The organism is Pseudomonas endophytica (assembly GCF_001411475.1).
Lineage (GTDB): Bacteria > Pseudomonadota > Gammaproteobacteria > Pseudomonadales > Pseudomonadaceae > Aquipseudomonas > Aquipseudomonas endophytica.
In genome coordinates this window covers 1-22,217 of the sequence record NZ_LLWH01000175.1, presented here as the reverse complement: position 1 = coordinate 22,217, position 22,217 = coordinate 1, and the positions used below count along the sequence as shown (strand labels likewise).

Annotated in this window: 19 protein-coding genes; 6 read left to right on the top strand and 13 right to left on the bottom strand. The window is 54.4% G+C overall.

What is annotated here, in order from left to right:
* Nucleotides 1–3: 3 nt before the first annotated feature.
* From AQS70_RS13920 to AQS70_RS13905, 4 genes are all read right to left on the bottom strand, one after another.
* Nucleotides 4–1,191, bottom strand: coding sequence for an acyl-CoA dehydrogenase family protein (locus tag AQS70_RS13920; RefSeq protein ID WP_055103352.1), 1,188 nt, complete (start codon nt 1,189–1,191; stop codon nt 4–6).
* 70 nt (nt 1,192–1,261) lie between these two features.
* Complete coding sequence (locus tag AQS70_RS13915; RefSeq protein ID WP_055103351.1) at nt 1,262–1,663, bottom strand: ExbD/TolR family protein; 402 nt, start codon at nt 1,661–1,663, stop codon at nt 1,262–1,264.
* A gap of 1 nt (nt 1,664) precedes the next feature.
* A complete protein-coding gene (locus tag AQS70_RS13910) occupies nt 1,665–2,384 on the bottom strand; it encodes a MotA/TolQ/ExbB proton channel family protein (RefSeq protein WP_055103350.1) in 720 nt (239 codons plus the stop codon).
* Between the two features lie 81 nt (nt 2,385–2,465).
* Complete coding sequence (locus AQS70_RS13905) at nt 2,466–3,272, bottom strand: energy transducer TonB (RefSeq protein WP_055103349.1); 807 nt, start codon at nt 3,270–3,272, stop codon at nt 2,466–2,468.
* A gap of 513 nt (nt 3,273–3,785) precedes the next feature.
* Between AQS70_RS13905 and AQS70_RS13900 the strand changes: the two genes are divergently transcribed.
* On the top strand, nt 3,786–5,894 hold the full coding sequence (locus AQS70_RS13900) for a TonB-dependent receptor family protein (protein WP_055103348.1): 2,109 nt from the start codon (nt 3,786–3,788) through the stop codon (nt 5,892–5,894).
* Nucleotides 5,895–6,536: 642 nt separating this feature from the next.
* Nucleotides 6,537–7,205: a glycoside hydrolase family 19 protein gene (locus AQS70_RS13895; RefSeq protein WP_082428111.1), complete on the top strand. Its 669-nt coding sequence runs from the start codon at nt 6,537–6,539 to the stop codon at nt 7,203–7,205.
* Between the two features lie 118 nt (nt 7,206–7,323).
* Here AQS70_RS13895 and ppnN read toward each other — a convergent pair whose 3' ends face one another.
* The 3 genes from ppnN to csrA form a co-directional block, all read right to left on the bottom strand.
* Nucleotides 7,324–8,697: a nucleotide 5'-monophosphate nucleosidase PpnN gene (gene ppnN, locus AQS70_RS13890; RefSeq protein WP_055103346.1), complete on the bottom strand. Its 1,374-nt coding sequence runs from the start codon at nt 8,695–8,697 to the stop codon at nt 7,324–7,326.
* Nucleotides 8,698–9,099: 402 nt separating this feature from the next.
* Complete coding sequence (locus AQS70_RS13885; protein WP_055103345.1) at nt 9,100–9,636, bottom strand: DUF1269 domain-containing protein; 537 nt, start codon at nt 9,634–9,636, stop codon at nt 9,100–9,102.
* Nucleotides 9,637–9,929: 293 nt separating this feature from the next.
* Nucleotides 9,930–10,118 carry a carbon storage regulator CsrA gene (gene csrA / locus AQS70_RS13880; protein ID WP_055103344.1) on the bottom strand — a complete coding sequence of 63 codons (189 nt, stop codon included), beginning with the start codon at nt 10,116–10,118 and terminating at the stop codon, nt 9,930–9,932.
* 252 nt (nt 10,119–10,370) lie between these two features.
* Between csrA and AQS70_RS13875 the strand changes: the two genes are divergently transcribed.
* Nucleotides 10,371–10,727 carry an SPOR domain-containing protein gene (locus AQS70_RS13875; protein ID WP_055103343.1) on the top strand — a complete coding sequence of 119 codons (357 nt, stop codon included), beginning with the start codon at nt 10,371–10,373 and terminating at the stop codon, nt 10,725–10,727.
* A gap of 162 nt (nt 10,728–10,889) precedes the next feature.
* Here AQS70_RS13875 and AQS70_RS13870 read toward each other — a convergent pair whose 3' ends face one another.
* On the bottom strand, nt 10,890–11,312 hold the full coding sequence (locus tag AQS70_RS13870; RefSeq protein ID WP_338152635.1) for a helix-turn-helix transcriptional regulator: 423 nt from the start codon (nt 11,310–11,312) through the stop codon (nt 10,890–10,892).
* Nucleotides 11,313–11,482: 170 nt separating this feature from the next.
* Between AQS70_RS13870 and AQS70_RS13865 the strand changes: the two genes are divergently transcribed.
* Nucleotides 11,483–12,103 (top strand): TetR/AcrR family transcriptional regulator, encoded by a 621-nt coding sequence (locus tag AQS70_RS13865; RefSeq protein ID WP_055103341.1) that lies wholly within the window; start codon nt 11,483–11,485, stop codon nt 12,101–12,103.
* A gap of 107 nt (nt 12,104–12,210) precedes the next feature.
* Here the strand turns inward: AQS70_RS13865 and preA are convergent, their stop codons facing one another.
* The 3 genes from preA to hydA are packed head-to-tail and all read right to left on the bottom strand — an operon-like array spanning nt 12,211 to nt 16,350.
* Nucleotides 12,211–13,485, bottom strand: a complete 1,275-nt coding sequence (preA, locus tag AQS70_RS13860) for an NAD-dependent dihydropyrimidine dehydrogenase subunit PreA (protein WP_055103340.1) — start codon at nt 13,483–13,485, stop codon at nt 12,211–12,213.
* A complete protein-coding gene (locus AQS70_RS13855; RefSeq protein ID WP_055103339.1) occupies nt 13,486–14,853 on the bottom strand; it encodes an NAD(P)-dependent oxidoreductase in 1,368 nt (455 codons plus the stop codon).
* Nucleotides 14,854–14,910: 57 nt separating this feature from the next.
* Nucleotides 14,911–16,350 (bottom strand): dihydropyrimidinase, encoded by a 1,440-nt coding sequence (hydA, locus tag AQS70_RS13850; RefSeq protein ID WP_055103338.1) that lies wholly within the window; start codon nt 16,348–16,350, stop codon nt 14,911–14,913.
* 593 nt (nt 16,351–16,943) lie between these two features.
* On the opposite strand from hydA, the gene AQS70_RS13845 reads away from it, so the two are divergent.
* Entirely contained in the window at nt 16,944–18,431 is a 1,488-nt protein-coding gene (locus tag AQS70_RS13845; protein WP_055103361.1) for an NCS1 family nucleobase:cation symporter-1, read from the top strand.
* A 31-nt stretch (nt 18,432–18,462) separates the two neighbouring features.
* Complete coding sequence (locus AQS70_RS13840; RefSeq protein ID WP_055103337.1) at nt 18,463–19,737, top strand: Zn-dependent hydrolase; 1,275 nt, start codon at nt 18,463–18,465, stop codon at nt 19,735–19,737.
* Between the two features lie 88 nt (nt 19,738–19,825).
* Here AQS70_RS13840 and mapR read toward each other — a convergent pair whose 3' ends face one another.
* The gene (mapR, locus tag AQS70_RS13835; RefSeq protein ID WP_055103336.1) at nt 19,826–21,238 is read right to left on the bottom strand and encodes a GntR family transcriptional regulator MpaR; all 1,413 of its coding nucleotides are present in this window, start codon (nt 21,236–21,238) and stop codon (nt 19,826–19,828) included.
* A 375-nt stretch (nt 21,239–21,613) separates the two neighbouring features.
* Complete coding sequence (locus tag AQS70_RS23335) at nt 21,614–21,817, bottom strand: hypothetical protein (protein ID WP_082428110.1); 204 nt, start codon at nt 21,815–21,817, stop codon at nt 21,614–21,616.
* Nucleotides 21,818–22,217 lie beyond the last annotated feature (400 nt).

Genomic DNA, 22,217 nt, shown 5'->3' with positions numbered 1-22,217 from the left:
TCCCTATGAATAGAATGTCGGGATGGGGGACGTGCCGTTCAGGGCCCAGTCGCCCAGTTCCTGAAGCTTGTAGTCCAGAGGGTCGTGCAGGCTCTGCGTGCGCAGGTTGCGCCAGTGCCTGTCGAGGGCCACGGAGGTCTGCGTTGCGCGCGCGCCGGTCACCTCGAAGACCTTGCTACACAACTCCAGCCCGTTACGGCTGGCAGCTACTTTGGCGGTGGCAATGGCGATGGCGACTTCACTGCGCTCTTCATGGGTCAGTGCCGGCCCTTTGGCCCAAGCGGCGTCTAGCGCTTGGCCCGCATGCTCTACCAATAGACGGGTGCTCTCCAAGGCGACCCAAAAGTCACCGTAATGGCCAAGAATGTAGGGGTCTTGGGCGTTCTGTGTGGCGTTGGATTTGAACCATGGCCGGGTTTCTTCCAAAGTGTAACGGCGCGCTTCTTCAAAGGCGCCTTCTGCAATACCGAGAAAAATCGTGGCGAAATGCAGTTGCGCAATCAGTGGTCGTAGGCAAGCGAATGGGGTACTTAACGGGCCGGGATCAAGCAACAAGTCTGATTCCTCAACGCGTACGCGCTGGAAGGTCACGCTGCCGCTGTCAGTTTGACGCTGACCCATGTTGTGCCAGTCGTTGTGCAGGATGATGCCGGAGCGGGCGCTGGGTATTGCCGCAATCAGCAGCTTGCCGCCTGCGCTTTCATCAATCGCAGAGGCAATCAGCATTTCAGAATCGCTGGCCCCCGAGCAGAAGCTTTTTTTTCCCGAGAATTCGCGCCAGCCTTCCCGGTCTTTGACCACGGTGCGGGTGTCCAGCGGGTTGAGAGTATTACCCCAGAACCAATTCTTATTGGCGGTCTGCTTGAACCAGGTTTGCCACTGCGAGGGTTTGGCGAACAGCCGCACGGTGGCCAGCATCAAGTGGTGGAAGCCGAACACGTGGGCGATTGAACTGTCGACCCGGGCAAACTCGCGTACCACTGCAAATGTTTCAGACCACGTGGCGTTGAGGCCGTCGAATTGGCCTGGAATGCTCATGGCTAGCAGGCCGCTGTCGCGCAGCAGATTACGTTCGTGTTTGGGCGTGCCGCCTTTAGCATCGCGCTCCACCGCGGTCAGGGCGAACTCGGCTGCCAACTCTCGAGCAATATCCAGCGGTGCCTTCCTGGCATTTAGCAGTGTGACAGTCACGTGTGTTCACCTCATTTGAATGTCGCCCCCCCGACGTCATGTCAGGGGGGGCAGAAGGCTGCTGTTCACTTCACTTGGCCGTGATCACTGACAGTTTGGTGATTCCGGCTCGTTCAATCGAGGCCATGGCCCGCGCGACTTCGCCGTAATTCACACCGTTGTCCGCCTGCAATTGCACGCGCACTTCAGGGTCCTTGGCTTTGGCTGCTTGCAGATTGAACTCAAGCAAACCTGCCTCAACTTCATCCTTGTTGATGAACACTTTGCCCTGATCGTCGATGCTCACCACGAGTGGGTCTTTTTGCTCCACGGGGGCGACTGACTCGGTTTTGGGCAGGTTGATCGGGATTGCATTGGTCAGCAGGGGCGCGGTGACGATAAACACCACCAGCAACACCAGCATCACGTCCACTAGAGGGGTGACGTTGATTTCACTCAGGACTTCATCGTTGTCTTGGGTTGAAAAGGCCATATCAAGATGCCTCCTTCACTTTTTGCGCAGACGCGGCAGATTTGTTCAGCACGGGATGCAGGTGCACGCGGAAAGCGCTCTTCTGGGCCAAGCTGTAAAAGTCGTGAGCGAAGTCATCGAGGTCAGCTGCGGTCAGTTTGAGGCGACGTAAAAAGTAGTTGTAAACCAGTACCGCTGGCACCGCGACCGCGATCCCGACGCCGGTAGCGACCAACGCTGCACCAATCGGCCCAGCGACGGTTTCAAGGCTCGCAGAACCGGCGGCGCTGATGCCTTTCAAGGCCGACATGATGCCCCATACGGTGCCGAACAGGCCGATAAACGGCGAGGTGCTGCCGATACTGGCGAGGATCGCTAGGCCGGTTTCCAGCGAGCGACGTTCACGCACGATCTGCTGGCGAAGCGAGCGCTCTAAGCGATCTTGATGATTGATCGCGTGGGCCAGATCTTCGGTTTTCGGGGCCTCAGTCACTTGAATGGCGGCATAACCTGACTGCGCAACACGGGCAGCAGCCCCCGGCGCGGTGTTGGCTAACTCGGCCGCCGAATCGAGGCTGGTGGCTGCCCAGAATTGTTTAAGAAAACGACGGTCTTGACCTTTCAGACGGTTAAATTGCACGCCTTTGAGCAGGAATAGGCCCCATGTGGCGACCGAGAAAACAATCAGCAGCCAAATGACCGCGTGTTCAACAGATTCAAAAGGGGAAGCGATGAGGTTCATGGTGCGGCTCTCCAACAAGGCATTTAGTCAGTAGTGCGATGCGCCTTTTGTCAGGTGGCCCGCGATAGCATTTAGGTTCGGTTAGTTGATTTTGAAGTCGATAGGGACGCTGACCCAGCCGTCCTGTGCTACGTCGCCCTGTTTGGCCGGGACGAAGCTCCAGCGTTTAACAGCATCTTTGGCAGCATTGTCGAGTTGATCGCGGCCGCTGCTTTTTTGGATCTGGATTTCTCCAGGCTTACCACTGGCCAATACGTGTACCCGCAACAGCACGGTGCCTTCCCAGCCACGGCGCATGGCCAGTGACGGGTATTCCGGCGCCGGGTTGTGTAAGTAACCGGCGTTGGCAGACGCAGGGGTAATCGGCGCAGGTGCAGGCGGCGCGGGTGGTGCAGGCGGTGCGACTGGCTGCGGTGGCGCTGGCGGTTGTTCAACCGGCTTGGTCACTGGTTTTGGTACAGGCTTAACCACCGGCTTGGGCTTTGGCTTGGGAATCGGTTTAGGGGGTGGTGGCTTAACCGCGAGTTCGTCTTCTATCGGCGGCGGTGGCTCTACCACGGGCTCAACAATAGGCTCGGGCGGTGGCGGCTCAACCACAGGGGGTGCTGGTTGGGAAAACTCGATAGTCATCGGCGGGACTTCCGGCGGCACCACAGGCAGCGCAGGCGTCGGGTTCTGACTGATCCAGTAAATCACCGCACCGTGCAGTGCCAGTGCGAAAACCCCCAGCAGCACGGCTTCTCGGCGGCTCAGGATGCGCTTGGGCGTACTCTGCAGGCGTGACGATGACAGTGGGCCGCGAAAGGTTCGCCCAAGATCAAGTAACTCGCCGCCCGGGCCCTGGCGCCAGAGCACATCCAGCGCACTGGCAGTTTGGACATTGGCCATTTATAACTCCTGGCTTTTAGCAAAACGGAGTTGTATGTAAGATCAATACACTCCACCGATTGCCGTTATTTGCCGAAGCAAATAGGCATGCCAAGAAGTTAGAGCAAGAGCCATACCAACTACTTAACCCCCCATAAAACGGCGTTATTTGATTGTGTTTTAAAGCCCAAGATTGTGGTTAATGCAACGGGTTGCACAATCACTGTTGCTGGGGCAACACCTGCTGCGCAATAAACTCACAAGGCCGCTCTAGCGCGGGGATTGCAAGCGCGTAGTCGACACTTGAAATTGCATATACATTGATCAAATTGTTATAAGTAAATCTCATTGTTGTGGCGACTGTTGAAATGCAAACAGGCCCTTAGCAAACTGTTGGGTCAGCACACGTTAGTTGCTCTGAAATACCCGTATTTCGATACTTTTTAGATGGCACGACTCCTGCAAAACATCAACCTGAGAGCAGGACTATTCGAATAGATGCTCCATTCACTAACAGGCAGGAGCATTGAATCAATGAACAGTGCGTCACACCATCGAGTCATACGACGTAGTCCACTGGCGACTGCTTCCAGCATGGGGATTCTCCTGATGCTGGTTCAAGCCACGGCGCTGGCCGCTCAAGATACCGATCCAACGTTGTCTACAGTGGTAGTGACGGGAGCCGGTGCCAGCGAGGCGCAGAAGTCACAAAAAGAATTAAAGAAAGTGGCGGGTAATACTGCTGTGGTCGACAACCGCGAAATCGAGCGCGGCCGTGCGGCCAATGCCGAGGACGTTTTAGCGTTGCAGCCCGGCGTGTTTGCTCAAGCCACCAGCGGGTCCAGCGCCAACAAAGTTTCAATTCGTGGTTCGGGCCTCAACACCTTCTATCAAGGGTACGTGCTGGGGATTAAGTTTCTCTTCGATGGCTTGCCATTGACCGGGCCGGGCGGCACCCAAGAAGACATGCTCGACATGCAAGCGGTGGATCACACCGACGTGTTGTACGGCGCAAACGCCTACCTGTATTCAGCTTTGTCGCTGGGCGGTGCCATTAATTTTGTGAGCAAGACCGGGCGAACCGATCCAGGCAATTACGCGCGTTTTGAGGCGGGCAGTTACGGTTATCAAAAGGCGCAACTCAGCACCGGCGGCGTTGTGGGCGATGCGGATTATTACGTCAGCATTCTGCACAACCAGCGCGACGGGTATCAGGACCACACGTCCAACAAGGGCCAAGGGTTAGTGGCTAACTTTGGCTATGTTTTCAACCCGAAATTGGAGACACGGTTCTTCGTACGCTATCGCGAAGAAACCCTGACACAGGGCAACACGCTGACCAAGTACCAACTTAAGCATGACCCCACCAGTAACACCGTGCCCATTGGGCGTAAAAAAGATGGCTCGATGTTGTTAGGGAGCAAGACCACTTACACTTTTGACGATAACGCCAAGCTTGAAGTGGGGCTCGGGTATAACGACTACCCGCTGCTCAATGGCTGGCGCTACAGCCCGACACCCCAAGACTGGCGGTCCAAAGACATCAACGTGACCCTGCGCTATCTGCGCACCGGCGATACCTTATTTGGCTTACCCAGCGACAGCAGCGTAACGTTCAGCAACACCCAAGCTTACTTGGCCGACGTTAAATCCCACAGCCGGGTAACGGGTGCGACACAGCAAAAAACGGACTATACCGGCTCGCGCGATACGGTGTTCTCGCTGGGCAACGAGTTGCAATTGAATGACAAAACTTGGCTCTCCAGTGGCCTCTCGTTGATCAATATCAAACGTAAGGCAGACATCCAATACACCACCAGCGTCAATACCAGCACATTCCCCAACGGCGTTGAATACAGCGAAACCGACTTGGCTCCGCGCCTTGGTTTGCGCTATCAGCTAACCCCGGAGTTTGAACTGTTTGGCAACGTCAGCCGTTCGGTTGATCCTCCCGTCACTTGGCAGTTGGGCAGCACCGGAACCCCTTACATTCGCGATGTTCGTCCACAAAAAGCCAACACCGTAGAGTTCGGGATTCGCGGTGGGCATGGGATTTTTGACGGCAGCCTGACGGTGTACCGTTCGTGGGTGCAGAAGGAGTTGCTCTCAGTGGTCGTGCGCCAAGCCACCGCCACTCAGGATCAATTGGTGGCCACGTCCAATGGCAGCCCCACCATTCACCAAGGCATAGAGGCCGGGCTCAATGCGTTGCTTTGGGAAGGTGAAAATGGCGACAGCTTATCGCTGCGTCAGGCCTACACCTTGAACGACTTCCACTACCGTAACGACTCGACCTTTGGAGACAACCAACTGCCAGGTCTGCCGCGTCAGGTGTATCAGGCCGAACTGCAATACCGACAAAACGGTGGTTTCTACGCACAACTGAATGCCCGTGCGGCTTCTAGCTATTACGTCGACTTTGCCAACACCTTAAGCGCGCCGTCTTATACCCTTTGGGGCGCAAAAGTGGGCTACGAAGCGCCGAGCAATAAATGGGAAGTGTTTGTTGATGCTCGCAACCTGACCAATCAACGCTATGCCACCGCGACCAACACTGCCTACGACGCAAAAGGGCAAGACTCAGCCAACTTCTATCCGGGTGATCCCTTTAACGTCACCACTGGAGTGTCATTCCACTTCTAAACAGCCACAGCAAAAGATCGCAGCCTGCGGCAGCTCCGCGGTGGTGTATTGGCCAACAGAAAGTGTGTGGTTGCCATACGAGCTTGCTCGCGATCTTTTGATCTTCAACGTCAGCGCAACGTCGCAAGCGGCCACTTTGTATTACCCGGCAACTGATCCGTATTATTTCGCCTGATCTGCATCTGTTATGAGTGCAGATCAAGGCGCACACTTGCCCTCAACCTCTCGAGACAGGCAAGAGCGTGAGATTCAAGCTGCACTCGCCGCTTGCCGCCCGATGTTCTGCACCTGTTTATTCGTAGATTTGACGGGGAAATATGATGGGTAAGATGGCGTGGTTTTTAGGCGGTTTTTTAGTACTGACGGTGGGTATTGGTATTTTGGCAACCATTCCGCCAGCGTGAGCAGCGGTTTGTAAATAGACTCGGGCAAACGTGTGTTGCCCGCTCTACCAACGCAGTGGTTTGTTTGGAGTGTTATTGCAGGCAGTTAACGAGATCAAATCAAAACGTGTGTCAGTTGATTCTGCGATGTCAGTGGGTAAGTTCTATTTGAATGTTATAAGGCAGTTTTAGCGCTTAAAAGATGCTTCACTTTTGTTTTTATAATAAAGAGTGAAGCGTGATGTTAAGTCGAGAAAACATGTTGCAGTTATTTCCGAAGAGTGCGCGGTTTGTAGATATTTATTTACCGTTTATTCAGGCGGTAACAAACCAGTATCAGATTAATACCCCGCGGCGGGTAGCTGCTTTTCTTTCCCAAGTGGGACATGAAAGTGCTGGTTTTACGGTGCTTTTAGAAAACCTGAATTACAGCGCTGATGGCTTGGCCATGACTTGGGGTACACGTTTCGCCCAAAAAGACTCTGCTGGTAAATACATTATGGTCAAGGATGGCAGTCGTTTGCGCCGCATGCCTAATGCGGATGCACAAGGTTTGCACCGCAAGCCTGAGGCTATTGCCAACCGGGTTTACAGCGATCGCTTGGGTAATGGATCTGAGGTGTCGGGGGAGGGTTGGTTATATCGGGGGCGAGGCTTGATCCAAGTCACCGGAAAGAATAACTACCGTGCGTGCAGCCTCGCGCTATTTGCAGACGAGCGATTACTGACAACGCCCCAACTGTTAGAAGAATGGCAATGGGCTGTGGCCAGCGCAGGGTGGTATTGGGATATGCGACGCGTCAATAGGTTGGCCGACGGCGACGACTTTGAAGCCGTTACTAAATCTATTAATGGCGGGTTGAATGGTCATGCGGGGCGTGTAGCGGTTTATCAGCAAGCGCTGAGTTTATTTGAAGTGTGCCAGTGATTCCGAGCCTGTTTTCAAGGCTGCTTAACCGAGCGCTGATACATTTAGTACAAAGCCTTAGACGTGTTGAGGTTTCAGGGTGACACCGATGAAACCTCAACACACGTTGGTCGCTGCGTTAACTGACGACGCGATAGCACGGCACATAGGCTGCGCCGCCGGGTAGCTTCATGCGATGTTGTTTGACGAACGCATGCAGCAGTTTATCCAGCGGTTTCATGATCGCGGCATCACCGTGAATCTCGTACGGGCCGTGTTGTTCGATCAGCTGTATACCTTTCTCTTTCACGTTACCTGCCACGATCCCGGAGAACGCCTGACGTAAATTAATGGCTAACTCATGCGGTGGTAGGTCGCTGCGCAATTGCAGGCTGGCCATGTTGTCATGGGTCGGGTCGAACGGTCGCTGAAACCCTTCATCAATTTTCAATAACCAGTTGAAGTGGAACGCGTCATTACGCTCGCGCCGAAACAGTTTCACCTGTTTAAGCCCGGCAGTCATTTGGCGGGCTACTTCAGGCGGGTTGTCGATAATGATCTGGTAGTGTTTGTGCGCGGCCTCGCCCAAGGTGGCGCCAACAAATTCATGCAGCTGTTGCAGGTAAGGTTCTGCTTCTTTGGGGCCGGTCAGAATAACTGGGAAGGGCACGTCATGATTGTCCGGGTGCATCAGAATCCCGAGCAGATACAAAAACTCTTCTGCCGTACCCGCGCCGCCGGGAAAGATAATAATGCCGTGGCCGACCCGCACAAACGCTTCAAGGCGTTTTTCGATGTCTGGCAAAATAACCAACTCGTTAACGATGGGGTTAGGTGCTTCAGCCGCGATAATGCCAGGTTCAGTCAGGCCTAGATAACGTCCGCCCACTAGGCGTTGTTTGGCATGAGAAATAGTCGCGCCTTTCATCGGGCCTTTCATCACGCCGGGGCCACAGCCGGTGCAAATGTCAAGGCTGCGCAAGCCTAATTCATGGCCAACTTTTTTGGTGTATTTGTACTCTTCGGTATTGATCGAGTGACCGCCCCAGCACACAACAATTTTGGGCTCCACCCCAGAACGCAAAGTGCGGGCGTTACGTAAAAGGTGGAACACGTAATCGGTGATGCCAGCAGACGTGCTCAGATCAATCCGTGGGCTGTCAAGGCCGCTTTGGGTGTAGACAATGTCACGCAGGGCGCTGAACAACATCTCACGAGTGCTGGCGATCATTTCTCCGTCAACAAAGGCATCTGCGGGCGCATTGAGTAGCTCAAGGCGTACGCCACGGTCTTGTTGGTGAATCCGAACTTCGAAATCCTTGTAGGCTTCAAGAATGGTTTTGGCGTTGTCGACGTGGGCGCCAGTGTTAAGGATAGCCAGTACGCATTGGCGGAACAGTGTGTAACTGCTGCCTGAGCCAACTTCGCTCAGTTGTTGCACTTCACGTTGCGAGAGCGTCTCCAGACTGCCTTTAGGGCTGACCGAAGCATTAATGACTTGTCTTTGAACCATTGTGGGCTTCCTGTGAGCGGGATCGAAAATGGCGTGGCGCAGCTTTATGAGTGCATATCAGCAATTCGCATTTGCCGATCGAGAGGTCCCAGCTCTTACGTCTTTGGATTCATTGGATTTGAGCATAGTCGCACTTAACGCAACACCCTCTACTTAGCCATGATAGCGCTGGCTACAGTAACACTGCCGGCGCATAAGAGCAGTCCTGAGTCGCTATCTAGAGGGGTGGCTAAGCCTATTTATTGAGCCCATGCGCACCACGGTTGTACCTGTAAGAGACAGTCAACGATGTGCCCAGTTCACGAATTTGGCGGGAATTCACGGCGAGTAAAGCGCGCATGCAAAGCTTCGACTGCCCGGCATCGGCAGTCGAAGTTCAAATACAAGACTGGCTACAAGCAATTAGGCTGCAGGTTGAGGCTGCACGTGATGAGACAGGGCTTCCTGTAGCTTTTGCTCTTGTTCAGGTGACAGCGAGGTGCGCAGTACCTTGCCCTCGAAACCTTCTTTTTGTAGCTCTTCTAACACTTTCTCGGGTTGATACTTGCGCAGTAGCACAAACAGCGCAGACGAGTTGTTTGGAATGGTGTCGCTAAGGTTTTTGATGAAGGTGTCGTCTATCCCGAAATCACTTAACGAGCCAGACAATGCACCGGCACCAGCGCCTAGCGCGCCGCCGATGGCAAAACCTGCCAGCGGGTTGAGAAACAGTAAGCCAACCAGTGCGCCCCAAAGCCCACCCGTGACCAAGCCCGAGGTAGCACCAATCGCTGTCAGGTTGACACTTTGCTTGATGTGGATCTTACCTTCAGCGTTGCGCACAACAATGACCGCATCGTCCAGTTCAACCAAATACTCTTTGCTTAAGGCAACCAGCTCGCTAAGGGCGCGATCGGCGGTTCCGCTGTCTGGAAATCCCACTACGATTAGATCGGACATGTCTTTCATTCCTTGACGATACAGGTCCAGCCCAATGGGCTGATATTAAGAGGATTCTTTGCATTAGCCACAACGCACCCGCGCTTTGGCTCGCAGTGATTCAGATGGTTTGAGTCTTCTGCGAGGATTGAGCGTGGTCGCAAACCTCAATATGGTCAAGTCAGCAGTGCATAATGGTCAACAATCACAGGGGGGGTGGCTGCAGATAACTAGAAGGAGGGGGTATATCTAAAATCGTGGAGGGCTGGCAGGGCAGCCCTGACACTCACTCCAAGGGCTGATACCTCGGAGGCTTACGGCTGGTTGCCTTTGTCTGACAGGCCTGCCTGGATGCGCTGATAAATTTCTTCACGGTGAACCGCGACGTCTTTTGGCGCATTGATGCCGATTCTGACCTGCTGGCCGCTGACTCCTAAAATAGTGATCGTAATATCGTCACCGATGTTTATGCTTTCACCAACTTTACGGGTGAGTATCAGCATTTTTTTCTCCTTGATGGCTTTGTAAGGCACGTCTCTAAGACGGTGCGGCTTTGGTCATGGCTACAGAATACTGCTAAGTGCTTAAAAATGTGCCGCTCATTACAGACGTCATAGCCAGAGGTAAAATTCCCTAAGCGAGAAAGACTCATTCCTATGAAGCTTAAATAGGGGCGGATTTGATTTGTTCAAGGAGAGCAAACGCCACTGCCCCAGTGATAAAATCGACCCACTCAAACAGATAGGGGTAATGCAGTGCGTAAAGTCATCGTGATGACAGCAATATTGGCCTTGGCGGCTTGCGGTCAGGAGTCTAACGATAAAATTGAGCGGGCTAAAGCAGCTTCTCACTCGGCGGTCGTCCAAGTGCCCGTGGCTCACTGGGCATTGGAGCTCACTGAGGGCCAGAGAGCCACGATCACTGATACCACTGGCAGGCTGATGGATAATGGTTTTGTTCCCTACATTCTCGAAAAAGACGGTGTGCAACGTTTCTTGATCGGGCCCTACGCGACCGAGGCTCAAGCCAAGCAAGTGCAAGAGCAGATCAAACTCAAGCCCAAGCTCGAAGGGATTGAAACCGATGTGATAGAGCTGCCACCTTCGCCGTAAGCCCCTGCACATCACACTCTGGCTTAGCGTAGTGCTCAGTGGGCACTACGCGTGGGGTGCCATCTTTGAAGGGCATGAGGCGCTGTGAAGCCTTGAGGTGCCTTGATTATGCTTGCATTCAATAGGTATGACCGGCAGTCGCAGCCGCTATCTCATTGGCATTCAGTAAGGCGTCACCAGGCCCAAGGCTGTGGCTTTGATCAACGCTGAAGCGCGGCTGGAGACACCGAATTTATGTCGAATATTACCGAAATGAAAATTGACCCCTGACTCCGTGCATTTCAAGATCAGTGCAATCTCCCAAGAAGTCTTGCCCATCGCTCCCCAGGCGAGGACTTCTTTTTCTTTAGGGGTGAGCTTGATAGCGCTGACACTGATCTCGCTGTTCTGGATTTGTTTGGTACGACGTGTTGATTGTCCACTGGTCACTGATTGAGGCTGATGCATGGCAAGTCGCTCCCATAGATCAAAAAACCGTAAGTGATGTGTAGGAAAAATTCCTCTAGAAGAGAGATAAATCCTGTAGGTTTTTTCTTCGGTATGAACTTCTTTATAAACCGTTCTGTCTTCCTTGGAACCTGTCATAAATGACAGTGTGAACACTTTTCTGACGACGAACTTACAAAAACTTCGCGCATACACAGGCGCCGTGACCGGTCACTCAATCATGGGCCAGCCCTTGATCGAAACTGGCAGATGGAGCAAGTATTGCCCGTGCACATTTCGGCGAATCGTGACGACAAGGGCCATCAGCTATGAGTAATCACAAGATCGAAATTCGTCGCAGCAATGTCGAAAAGATCCTCCTTGGCGCAGAAAAAGTCTTTGCCGAGAAAGGTTTTGCAGGCACCGCCATGGCTGATATCGCCGCTGAAGTTGAGCTTCCTCGCTCCAACTTGCATTACTACTTCAGCACTAAAACCGAGCTTTATAACGCGCTGTTGCTGGGCTTGCTGGAAGTATGGAAGCAAGATGCGCTGTGCTTTGAAACCTACGATGATCCGCGCCTAGTACTGAGCAGTTACATTCGCGCCAAAATGACCCATTCGCGCACGCGTCCGTATGGCTCCAAAGTGTGGGCAGATGAAATCATCCATGGCGCCCCCACATTGGGGATGACGCTGGATGAAAGTCTGTATGAGTGGGCGAAGATGAAAGAGGCCAAAATTCGCCAGTGGGTGTCGGACAAACGGATTTTGCCGGTAGAGCCTTCCAGCCTCTTATTCATGATTTGGGCTTCAACACAGCACTACGCAGACTTCGATCATCAGGTAAATCTGATAAACGAACGCCAACCGCTGACTGACATTCAGTTCGAGCGCGCAATACAAAGTGTGACCAGCATCATTTTGCGCGGGATCGGGTTGGAGCCGTAACAGGTTCCTATGGCCGCTTAAGAGCAAAGCGCAGCTAACCCGGCAAACTGCCGAGTTAGCCACTTGCAACACCTGGGTAAGACCAGCGGGGTTAGAGAGGGGGGCTGCTACGAGGCCACTCGATACGGGTTGCGCGGGTCGTGGTTCCAGTCCAAAAACGGCTTGCCAGTGTTTTGCGGCACCATCTCGATGCAGTGATCAACCGGGCACGTGATCTGGCATAGGTTGCAACCCACACACTCATCATCAATCACTTCATAACGATGGGTCCCGTCAGCCAGCCGCATACTGGAAATTGCTTGGTGGGAGGTGTCTTCGCACGCAATATGGCAACGACCACAACCAATGCACGCCTCTTGGTCGATTTTGGCGATGACTTGATAGTTTATATCCAGATATTTCCAGTCGGTGGTATTGCCCACAGCACGACCCGAAAAGTCATTCAGACTCGAATAGCCTTGGCTGTCCATCCAGCGTGATAAACCGTCCTTCATCTCATCAACAATCCGAAAACCGTGGAGCATGGCGGCGGTGCACACTTGCACAGCGCCACAGCCTAGGGCGATAAATTCTGCCGCATCGCGCCAACTGCCAATGCCGCCGATCCCACAGATAGGCAACCCTTGGGTCTGTGGATCGCGGGCAATTTCAGCCACCATATTCAGCGCAATCGGTTTGACCGCAGAGCCGCAGTAACCGCCGTGTGTACTCTGACTGCCGACCACCGGTAGCGCGACCATGCGCTCAAGGTCGACGCTGGTGATTGAGTTGATGGTGTTGATGAGTGACACCGCGTCAGCGCCGCCGCGATGGGCCGCACGGGCACTGAGGCGGACATCGGTGATATTGGGGGTTAGCTTGACGATGACGGGCAGCGAGCAGTAGGTCTTGCACCAGCGCGTGACCATCTCTACATACTCCGGCACTTGGCCCACGGCCGCACCCATGCCGCGCTCAGGCATGCCATGCGGGCAGCCGAAGTTCAACTCAATGCCGTCTGCGCCGGTGGCCTCCACCAGCGGCAATATGTGTTTCCAAGCGCTTTCTTCACACGGCACCATCAGCGACACAATCAATGCCCGGTCGGGCCAGTCTTTTTTGACTTGGGTGATTTCCCGCAAATTAATCTCAAGTGAGCGGTCAGTAATCAGTTCGATATTGTTGATGCCCATGACTTCGCGGTTGAGCCCGAAGTGCGCCGAGTAGCGCGAAGATACGTTGACCGCTGCAGGGTCTTCCCCCAAAGTTTTCCAGACCACGCCGCCCCAACCCGCCTCATAGGCGCGGACTACGTTATAGGCTTTATCGGTGGGCGGTGCTGAGGCCAGCCAAAAGGGATTAGGTGCTTTGATACCGGCGAAGTTAATCGAGAGATCGGCCATTTATGCAGCCTCCTGATTCAGCATGAGTTGGGCATGGATCGCTTGCGCGGCCAGCTTGCCGTGTTGCACGGCCTGTACGGTTAAGTCCTGACCCAAGGCCGTGCAATCGCCTCCGGCATACACGCCTGCAATGCTGGTGCGCAGTTGCTCATCAACCTCGATACGGTCGCCCACACGCTGAAGTGAGTGGGCCAGTGGATCGCTCAGCGCCGCTTCATTAAATGTTTGGCCAATCGCCTTAAATACCGCATCTGCGGCCAACTCAAAGGTCTCCCCTGTGTTCACTAGCCGCCCGTCTTCTAGCCGGGTACGCGCAAAACGCATGCCGCGAACCTGGCCACGGTCATCGAGTAGTACCGCATCGGGTTGTGCCCACGTCATTAGGCGTACCTGATTAGCCTTAGCGATATCTTGCTCATGCCCGGTTGCCCCCATGTCTTGCAGCCCGCGGCGATACACCAAGTTCACCTCGCGAGCGCCTAGACGCGCCATCTGAACGGCCATGTCGATGGCCGTGTTGCCCGCGCCCAACACAATGCAACGCTCGGCCAATGGCAATTCACTCAGGTCGTCACTTTGGCGCAATTCGCGGATGTAATCAGTGGCCGCCATGAGCCCCGGCGCGTCTTCATGGGCCAGCCCTAATTGCCGGCTGGCGGCCAGCCCGATCGCCAGAAATACAGAATCGAATTGCTGATGAAGGTCAGTCAGGCTCACGTTGTCGCCTAAACGTTGGCCGTGGCGGACTTCAATGCCCCCGATTTGCAGCACAAAATCCACTTCACGCTGCGCGAAATCATCCACCAGTTTGTACTTGGCAATCCCGTATTCATTAAGCCCGCCGGACTTTTCACTGGCTTCGAAAATCACCACTTCATGCCCGTGCATCGCCAGTCGATGAGCACATGCCAAACCGGCTGGGCCTGCACCAACCACCGCAATACGCTTGCCAGTGGGGGCTGCGCGTTTGAACGGGTGCTCGCTGAACTGCGCATGATCAATGGCGTAACGCTGCAATAAACCGATCAAGACCGGCGCACATTCCTGCGCGTTATTACGCACGCACGCTTGCTGGCACAGCACCTCGGTCGGGCAAACACGGGCGCAACTGCCGCCGAGGATGTTGGCGGACAGAATTTTTTGCGCGGCGCCTTGGATGTTTTCTTGCTGGATATTGCGAATGAACGACGGAATGTCGATGTCGCTGGGGCATGCGTTTACACAAGGTGCATCGTAGCAATACAAGCAACGCGAACTTTCCAGTTCAGCTTGGCGTGCGTTAAGTGGAGGGGCCAGATCAGTGAAATGACTGGCCAACACCAATGCATTTTCCTGGGGATGCGGTAAATGATTCAGGGACTTGATCACAGTAGTTGCCTCACGGTTGTGGGAAGCGTCTGTCTCTAACGGACAGTGGTTAGGCGCTTAGCGCTTAACAGCAACAGATTGGTGATGCTCGGCGCGTTTTTTCAGCAAGTCGAATACTGCGGGGTAGGCAGGACGTTCGATGTAGCGTCCGGCACCGCGTTCAGCACGCAAATCGCCGTCAGCCCACACCACGCGGCCTTGGCTGATGGTGTGGCTAGGCACGCCACGCACGGTTTTACCTTCGAAAATGTTGAAGTCGACCTGTTGGTGGTGTGTTTTCGCAGAAATAGTCCGGGTGCCCTGTGGGTCCCACAGCACCAAATCGGCATCGGAGCCGACTCGTATTGCCCCTTTGCGTGGGTACAGGTTGAAAATTTTCGCCGTGTTGGTAGAGGTCAGTGCCACAAACTCCTGCATCGATAGACGCCCCGAGTTCACGCCCTCATCCCAGAGCAAGGCCATGCGGTCTTCGATCCCAGCTGTACCGTTCGGGATCTTGCTGAAGTCGTCACGCCCAACCGCTTTTTGCTCGGCACAGAAGCAGCAGTGGTCAGTGGCGGTGGTGTGCAGATTGCCCGACTGCAAGCCGTGCCACAGCGCTTGTTGGTGGCCCTGCGGGCGGAAGGGCGGGCTCATCACATAACCGGCAGCGGTTTGCCAGTCAGGGTTCTGATACACGCTGTCATCGAGCAGTAAATGCCCAGCTAACACTTCGCCATATACCGGCTGACCTTGACTACGTGCGTAGGTAATTTCATCCAGCGCTTCACGGGTCGAAACGTGCACCAGGTATAACGGTGTGCCGATGGTTTGGGCGATACGAATCGCCCGGCTGGCCGCTTCGCCTTCAACTTGAGACGGTCGCGACAGTGGATGCGCTTCCGGCCCGGTAATGCCCTGAGCCAGCAGTTTGCGCTGTAAGTGATACACCAATTCGCCGTTTTCAGCGTGCACGGTGGGCACGGCACCCAGCTCTAGGCAACGCTCAAAGCTCGCTACCAAGGTGTCATCAGCGGCCATGATCGCGTTTTTGTAAGCCATGAAATGTTTGAAACTGTTGATCCCGTGATGGCTCACCAGCTCCGCCATTTCTTCGCGAACCTGCTCGCTCCACCACGTAATGGCGACATGAAAACCGTAGTCCGATGCTGATTTCTCGGCCCAGCCGCGCCACTGATGAAACGCCTCTAACAGCGACTGCTGAGGATTGGGGATAACGAAGTCGATAATTGAGGTTGTACCGCCCGCTAGACCCGCCGCCGTACCACTGAAAAAGTCGTCGCTGGCGACAGTGCCCATAAACGGTAATTGCATATGGGTGTGCGGATCAATTCCGCCGGGAAGTAAATATTGGCCGCTGCCATCCAGCACTTCGCAGCCGGAGGGAACTTCAAGATTAGTTCCAATTGCGCGGACTAGACCGTCTGCACAATACACATCAGCACGGTAAGTTTCATCATGGGTCACAAGCGTAGCGCCACGGATTAACAGTGACATACAAAGTTCCTCGCAGGCAGACCGGCTATGGCCGGTTCTAATGTTGTTATTACGACCGTAGTACAGGTTTCTATTCCTGTCACTGGTGACAGGAATAAAATCTAGTGGGTTGTGAAGAAATGAGCAAATAATATTTTCAAGCGTCTTTGTAGTTGATAAGTTGTTGTTTTTAAATAATAAAAAATCAAAAACACCAAATTGGTGCGTGCCTTAACCATTTCGGCGCACTTGACAGGAATTAAATATGGGTGAAGTTTCTTATGCTAAATCAGTCGCTTGACGCACGTGGAGATCATCTGAAACCTAGAAAAAATAAATAAGCCTGCACCGATATGTTTCGTTTTGTTCTATCGGGCAATGTTAAGCCGGTTTGATAAGGGGTTATAGGTACATTGCGTGCTGTTTAAAAGTGCTTATAAACCAGCGAGTTGTAAGGTGTGAACACAACTGTCCGTGAACATAATAATTAACACGGCACAGTTTTTGATTGTCGCTGCCATTACCCGGTGGGCCTCGGTTCACAGGGCAATGCACAGAGCATCACTCTGCGTCCGTGCGCAGAGTTAATCACCATAAAAAGAGAGTGAATGAGCATGCAACCGAGCAGATCACAAGTCACCGAACGTAATGGTTTATATGAATTAGAAGCCGGGCCAGAAGTGCTCGATAGCCCCCGCTACAACCACGACATTGCACCCACCCGCGTTCATGAGCGCACTTGGAACAAATGGCATATCACTGCGCTCTGGGTGGGAATGTCGATCTGCGTGCCGACCTACACCTTAGGCGGCGTCTTAACGGCCTACTTTGGGCTGTCCGTCGGCGAAGCGCTGTTGGCGATTTTTCTAGCCAATATCGTGGTGTTGATCCCGCTGACGCTAAACGCCTTTGCCGGCACCAAATACGGCATTCCTTTTCCGGTACTGCTGCGGTCTTCGTTCGGCATCCTGGGTTCCAACGTCCCGTGTCTGATCCGTGCACTGGTGGCCTGCGGCTGGTTTGGGATTCAAACCCTATTCGGCGGGCTGGCTATCCACCTGTTTCTGGGCTCTATGTTTGAAGGCTGGAAAAGCCTCGGCGGCACCGGTGAAGTGATTGGTTTTATGGTGTTTTGGGTGCTCAACTTGTGGGTGGTGTTGCGCGGTGCCGAGTCAATCAAGTGGCTTGAAACTCTCTCCGCGCCGCTATTGGTGTTGGTGGGGGTAGGTTTGCTGGTGTGGGCATTGCCGAATGTGTCAATGACAGAATTGCTAGCCCAGCCGCCGAAGCGCCCGGAAGGGGCCAGCGTCTATGGCTACTTCTTCGCCGGTTTGACGGCGATGGTCGGTTTTTGGGCGACGTTATCACTCAATATTCCCGATTTCAGTCGCTACGCCAAAAGCCAGAAAGATCAGATCTTGGGGCAAATATTTGGCTTGCCATTGACCATGTTCTTGTTCGCCGCTTTGGGCGTGATCATGACCGCAGCGTCTCAGAAATTGGTGGGCGTTACCGTGTCTGATCCGGTGAGCCTGATCGGTCATATCCAAAGCCCAGGCTGGGTTGCGCTGGCCATGGCATTGATCATCATTGCCACCTTGTCGACCAACACGGCGGCCAACATCGTGTCACCCACTAATGACTTCCAGAACATTGCCCCCAAGCTGATCAACCGCACCACTGCGGTGATCTTGACCGGTTTAGTGGGGCTGGCGTTGATGGCTCATGAGTTGCTCAAAAAGCTGGGCCTACTGGTATCAGATATCAGCCTCGAAACCGTGTACTCCAACTGGTTGCTGGGTTATTCCAGCCTACTAGGGCCGATTGCCGGGATCATGGTGGTCGACTACTTCATCATCCGTCAGCAAAAACTAGACCTTGCTGGGCTCTATCGCGATGGCGTGTACCCAGCTTGGAACTGGAATGGCTTCATTGCCTTCGCCGTACCGGTGGCCTTGACCTTGCTGTCGTTGGGCAGCAGCGCTTTCAGTTGGTTTTACGACTACGGCTGGTTTACCGGGTCTTTGCTCGGTGCTGCGATTTACTACGGATTGTGCCGCTTGAGCAGCCCGCAAGCGGCGGTCAGCAAAAGTCCGATTTGACCTGATCACACACTGCCTGAGGAATAAAAATATGAATGCCGCACAAGACCTTCAGCAGCAACGCGCACAGTCGATCAATGGCGAACGTCTATGGGCCTCGCTCATGGAACTGGCGAAGTTAGGCGCCACTGCCAAAGGCGGCGTATGCCGTTTGGCCCTGACCGACCTTGACCGTCAGGCCCGAGATATTTTCGTGCGTTGGTGCGAAGAAGCCGGGTGTAGCGTCAGCGTCGACGCCGTGGGCAATATCTTCGCCCGTCGCCCCGGACTCAACCCTAACTTGCCGCCGGTCATGACAGGCAGCCACATTGACACTCAACCCACCGGCGGCAAATTCGATGGTTGTTTCGGCGTACTGGCCGGGGTCGAAGTGTTGCGCACCCTCAATGACCTGAATATCAAGACCCAAGCGCCGATTGAAGTAGTGGTATGGACCAACGAAGAAGGATCGCGTTTTGCGCCGTGCATGATGGGGTCGGGGGTCTTTGCAGAAAAGTTCACCCTGGAAGAAACCTTGGCCAAAACCGACGCTCAAGGTGTCACCGTCGGTGAAGCCCTGAATGCCATTGGTTACGCAGGCAGCCGAGCCGTGAGCGGGCATCCGGTGGGCGCGTACTTTGAGGCCCACATTGAACAAGGACCGATCTTAGAAGACGAACGCAAAACCATTGGCGTGGTACTCGGCGCCTTGGGGCAAAAATGGTTCGACCTCAATTTGCGCGGCGTCGAAGCACATGCTGGGCCGACGCCGATGCACTTGCGCAAAGATGCGTTGGTCGGCGCAGCAGCGGTCGTTGCAGCGGTTAACAAAGCTGCTTTGGGCCATCAGCCACATGCCTGTGGCACCGTGGGTTGCTTGCAAGCGTACCCCGGCTCGCGCAACGTCATCCCCGGCGAAGTGCGCATGACCCTAGACTTCCGTCATCTGGAGCCGGAACGTCTGGACTCGATGATTAACGAAGTGCGTGAGGTGATCGAAGCCACCTGCGCCAAGCATGGCCTGAGCTTTGAGCTGACCCCTACGGCTGACTTCCCACCGCTTTACTTCAACCCTGACTGCGTCAATGCGGTGCGTGATGCAGCGAGTGACCTGGGACTGAGCCATATGGACATCGTCAGCGGCGCGGGGCACGACGCCATCTTCCTCGCCGAGCTAGGGCCTGCGGGCATGATTTTCGTGCCATGTGAAGGCGGCATCAGCCATAACGAAATTGAAAACGCCGATCCTAAAGACTTGGCGGCGGGGTGCGCCGTATTGCTCAAAGCGATGCTGGCGGCGTCCGAGACCGTGGCTTCAAAGCTGTAAGAGCTTGCTTGCGATCTTTTGAGCTCTTTCACGGCCGCTGCGCTCGAGCGCAGCGGTCGTACCTTGCCAACGACTACAGGCGTGGAGGTCAGCATAGCGAGCGGACAATTTTACCCAGCGTTTCCATGGCCTTCTCACAGCTTTCATCCCATGGGCTGCCGTAGTTCAGGCGGATACAGTTACCAAAGCGCCGGGTCGCCGAAAAGATCGGCCCTGGCGCTATGCTGATGCCTTGGGCCAACGCCATCTGAAACAAGGTGAGCGAGTCCATCTGCTCAGGTAGTTCAAGCCATAAAAAGTACCCGCCCGCCGGCTTGCTAACCCGGGTTTGCGCCGGGAAGTAGCGGGCAATCGCTGCCAGCATGGCACTTTGCTGATCTTCTAACGCATCACGCAGTCGACGCAGATGTCGGTCATAGCCACCGTGTTGCAAATAGTCGGCAATGGCAGCTTGTGCGGGCATCGAAGGGCATAGCGATGTCATCAGTTTCAAGCGCTCGACCTTCTGCGCATAACGCCCAGCGGCAACCCAACCGACGCGATATCCCGGAGCCAAGCTTTTGGCAAACGAGCCGCAATGCATCACCAGCCCTTCGGTGTCGAATGCCTTAGCAGGTTTGCTCGCGTGTTGGCCGAAGTACAGCTCGGCGTACACATCGTCTTCGATCAGCGGCACCTGATGTTCACGCAAAAGCTCAACCAGCGCCTGCTTTTTGGCCTCGGGTGTAGTGGCGCCAATCGGATTTTGAAAACTGGTCATGCACCACACGGCCTTGATCGGCAGCCGCTCCAAATTGTGGGCCAGTACGTCGAGGTCAATGCCTTCACGCGGGTGCACTGGGATTTCCACGGCGTTGAGCTTAAGCCGCTCCAGCACTTGCAAACAGGCGTAAAAGGCTGGGGCCTCAATGGCCACTAGATCGCCAGGCTCAGTAACCGCTTGCAAGCACAGGTTCAGGGCTTCAAGCGCGCCATTGGTGATCAGCAACTCCTCCATGGGCAGCATCAGCCCACCGACCATGTACCGCAGAGCAATCTGACGACGTAACTGAGGGTTGCCCGGAGACATGTCCGTCACCACCATGCGTGGGTCCATGTCACGGCTCGCGGTCGCCAATGAGCGCGCCAGACGCTGCAACGGGAACAGCATCGGGCTGGGGAAAGCGGAGCCAAAAGGCACGGTATTCGGATCTTTTATGGAGTCCAGCACTGAGAACACTAAATCACTGACATCAACCACAGTGGAACCGTCTGATTGGCGGCTCACTTGTGGCTCAGAAAACGGGCGCGGTGCGTGGGTGTTGACGAAATACCCCGAACGCGGCTTAGCGCGAATCAGGCCGCGACGTTCGAGCAGGTAGTAGGCTTGAAAAACCGTGGATGGGCTCACCCCATAGGTTTGGCTGGCAAAACGTACCGAAGGCACACGCTGACCTGGGCCAAGTACTCCGCTGCGGATCAGTTCAGCAATGTCTTCAGCAAATTTTTCGTAGCGCTTCATGGGCAAAAAGCTCAGCTAAGGCTGTGGAGCGGGCATGTTCCCAGCCTTTGCTTTAAAAGATCAAAGATCGCGAGGCACGCTCGAACTGCCAAATGATTAAGAGTGCAGCCAATGCGGAGCACTCCTGCTCGTGCTCGGCTTCAATCAAGGCGCGGCAGTATCCCCTGCGAACTGTTTGCATAACAGACACAGCTAGCCGATTAAAAAGCGGATCAGATTTGCGTTCAACGACCTCACAACGACACCTTTAATAAGTTTGAACGTCGTTCGATTGAATGCGTGGGTGTCAGATTGGTGGGGTTCTGAAACAGTGTGGCTATCAACCTTCATAAGGAGGGCGGTTAATAGCCACTAAGGCAGACGTGCAAGCGTGACTCAAGCATTCCTATTAAGCCTGCCTGCAAAGAACGTGCTGAGTATTTTTTTCGGCTCTTGCTCACGAGGCGGATCACCCACCGGGTGCGGGTCCGTGAGTGGCGGATCTTGCTTAGGCAACGGCTCAGGCTCAGGGGTGCCAGACGGGAGAATAGGGTTATCAATATTTGGGTCGGGTGTTTCAGCAGGGATGGGGATATTCATCAGCTAGACCTCGTAACAATTTGCTGGGGTAGGGTGCTCGATTGACCCTCCCGAGTGCCTGTTGATTCCCATGAGTTGACGGGCGGTCGTTAGCTAAATAGTTTGAACTTTGCCTCCAAATGCGGGCTCGGAGTCTTTACTCATGACCATCGCGCAATAGGGTCTTTGACGTTGATTAGCACGCGTTTTGCAGGGTAAAGATCTAAGCAGTGTTAATGAGGCGTTTACACGATGTGCGTCAGATCTGTCGTTAGCTGAACTGCCCCCAAGGGATGAGTTCGGCTATGACAATGAGCAGTGCAATTCTAGGTTTAAAACCTTAGTAGCGAGATTTTTGTGTCCGGTCGACCCCCGAGCGACACAGATACCCCGACCACGGCTAGTCTTGGAACTGGCTGTC

Excerpts from the sequence above, each read along its gene's own strand:
- AQS70_RS13915 (WP_055103351.1), bottom strand. The coding sequence starts at position 1,663 with ATGGCCTTTTCAACCCAAGACAACGATGAAGTCCTGAGTGAAATCAAC.
- AQS70_RS13910 (WP_055103350.1), bottom strand. The coding sequence starts at position 2,384 with ATGAACCTCATCGCTTCCCCTTTTGAATCTGTTGAACACGCGGTCATT.
- AQS70_RS13905 (WP_055103349.1), bottom strand. The coding sequence starts at position 3,272 with ATGGCCAATGTCCAAACTGCCAGTGCGCTGGATGTGCTCTGGCGCCAG.
- AQS70_RS13900 (WP_055103348.1), top strand. The coding sequence starts at position 3,786 with ATGAACAGTGCGTCACACCATCGAGTCATACGACGTAGTCCACTGGCG.
- AQS70_RS13895 (WP_082428111.1), top strand. The coding sequence starts at position 6,537 with ATGTTGCAGTTATTTCCGAAGAGTGCGCGGTTTGTAGATATTTATTTA.
- ppnN (WP_055103346.1), bottom strand. The coding sequence starts at position 8,697 with ATGGTTCAAAGACAAGTCATTAATGCTTCGGTCAGCCCTAAAGGCAGT.
- AQS70_RS13885 (WP_055103345.1), bottom strand. The coding sequence starts at position 9,636 with ATGTCCGATCTAATCGTAGTGGGATTTCCAGACAGCGGAACCGCCGAT.
- csrA (WP_055103344.1), bottom strand. The coding sequence starts at position 10,118 with ATGCTGATACTCACCCGTAAAGTTGGTGAAAGCATAAACATCGGTGAC.
- AQS70_RS13870 (WP_338152635.1), bottom strand. The coding sequence starts at position 11,312 with ATGACAGGTTCCAAGGAAGACAGAACGGTTTATAAAGAAGTTCATACC.
- AQS70_RS13865 (WP_055103341.1), top strand. The coding sequence starts at position 11,483 with ATGAGTAATCACAAGATCGAAATTCGTCGCAGCAATGTCGAAAAGATC.
- preA (WP_055103340.1), bottom strand. The coding sequence starts at position 13,485 with ATGGCCGATCTCTCGATTAACTTCGCCGGTATCAAAGCACCTAATCCC.
- hydA (WP_055103338.1), bottom strand. The coding sequence starts at position 16,350 with ATGTCACTGTTAATCCGTGGCGCTACGCTTGTGACCCATGATGAAACT.
- AQS70_RS13845 (WP_055103361.1), top strand. The coding sequence starts at position 16,944 with ATGCAACCGAGCAGATCACAAGTCACCGAACGTAATGGTTTATATGAA.
- AQS70_RS13840 (WP_055103337.1), top strand. The coding sequence starts at position 18,463 with ATGAATGCCGCACAAGACCTTCAGCAGCAACGCGCACAGTCGATCAAT.
- mapR (WP_055103336.1), bottom strand. The coding sequence starts at position 21,238 with ATGAAGCGCTACGAAAAATTTGCTGAAGACATTGCTGAACTGATCCGC.
- AQS70_RS23335 (WP_082428110.1), bottom strand. The coding sequence starts at position 21,817 with ATGAATATCCCCATCCCTGCTGAAACACCCGACCCAAATATTGATAAC.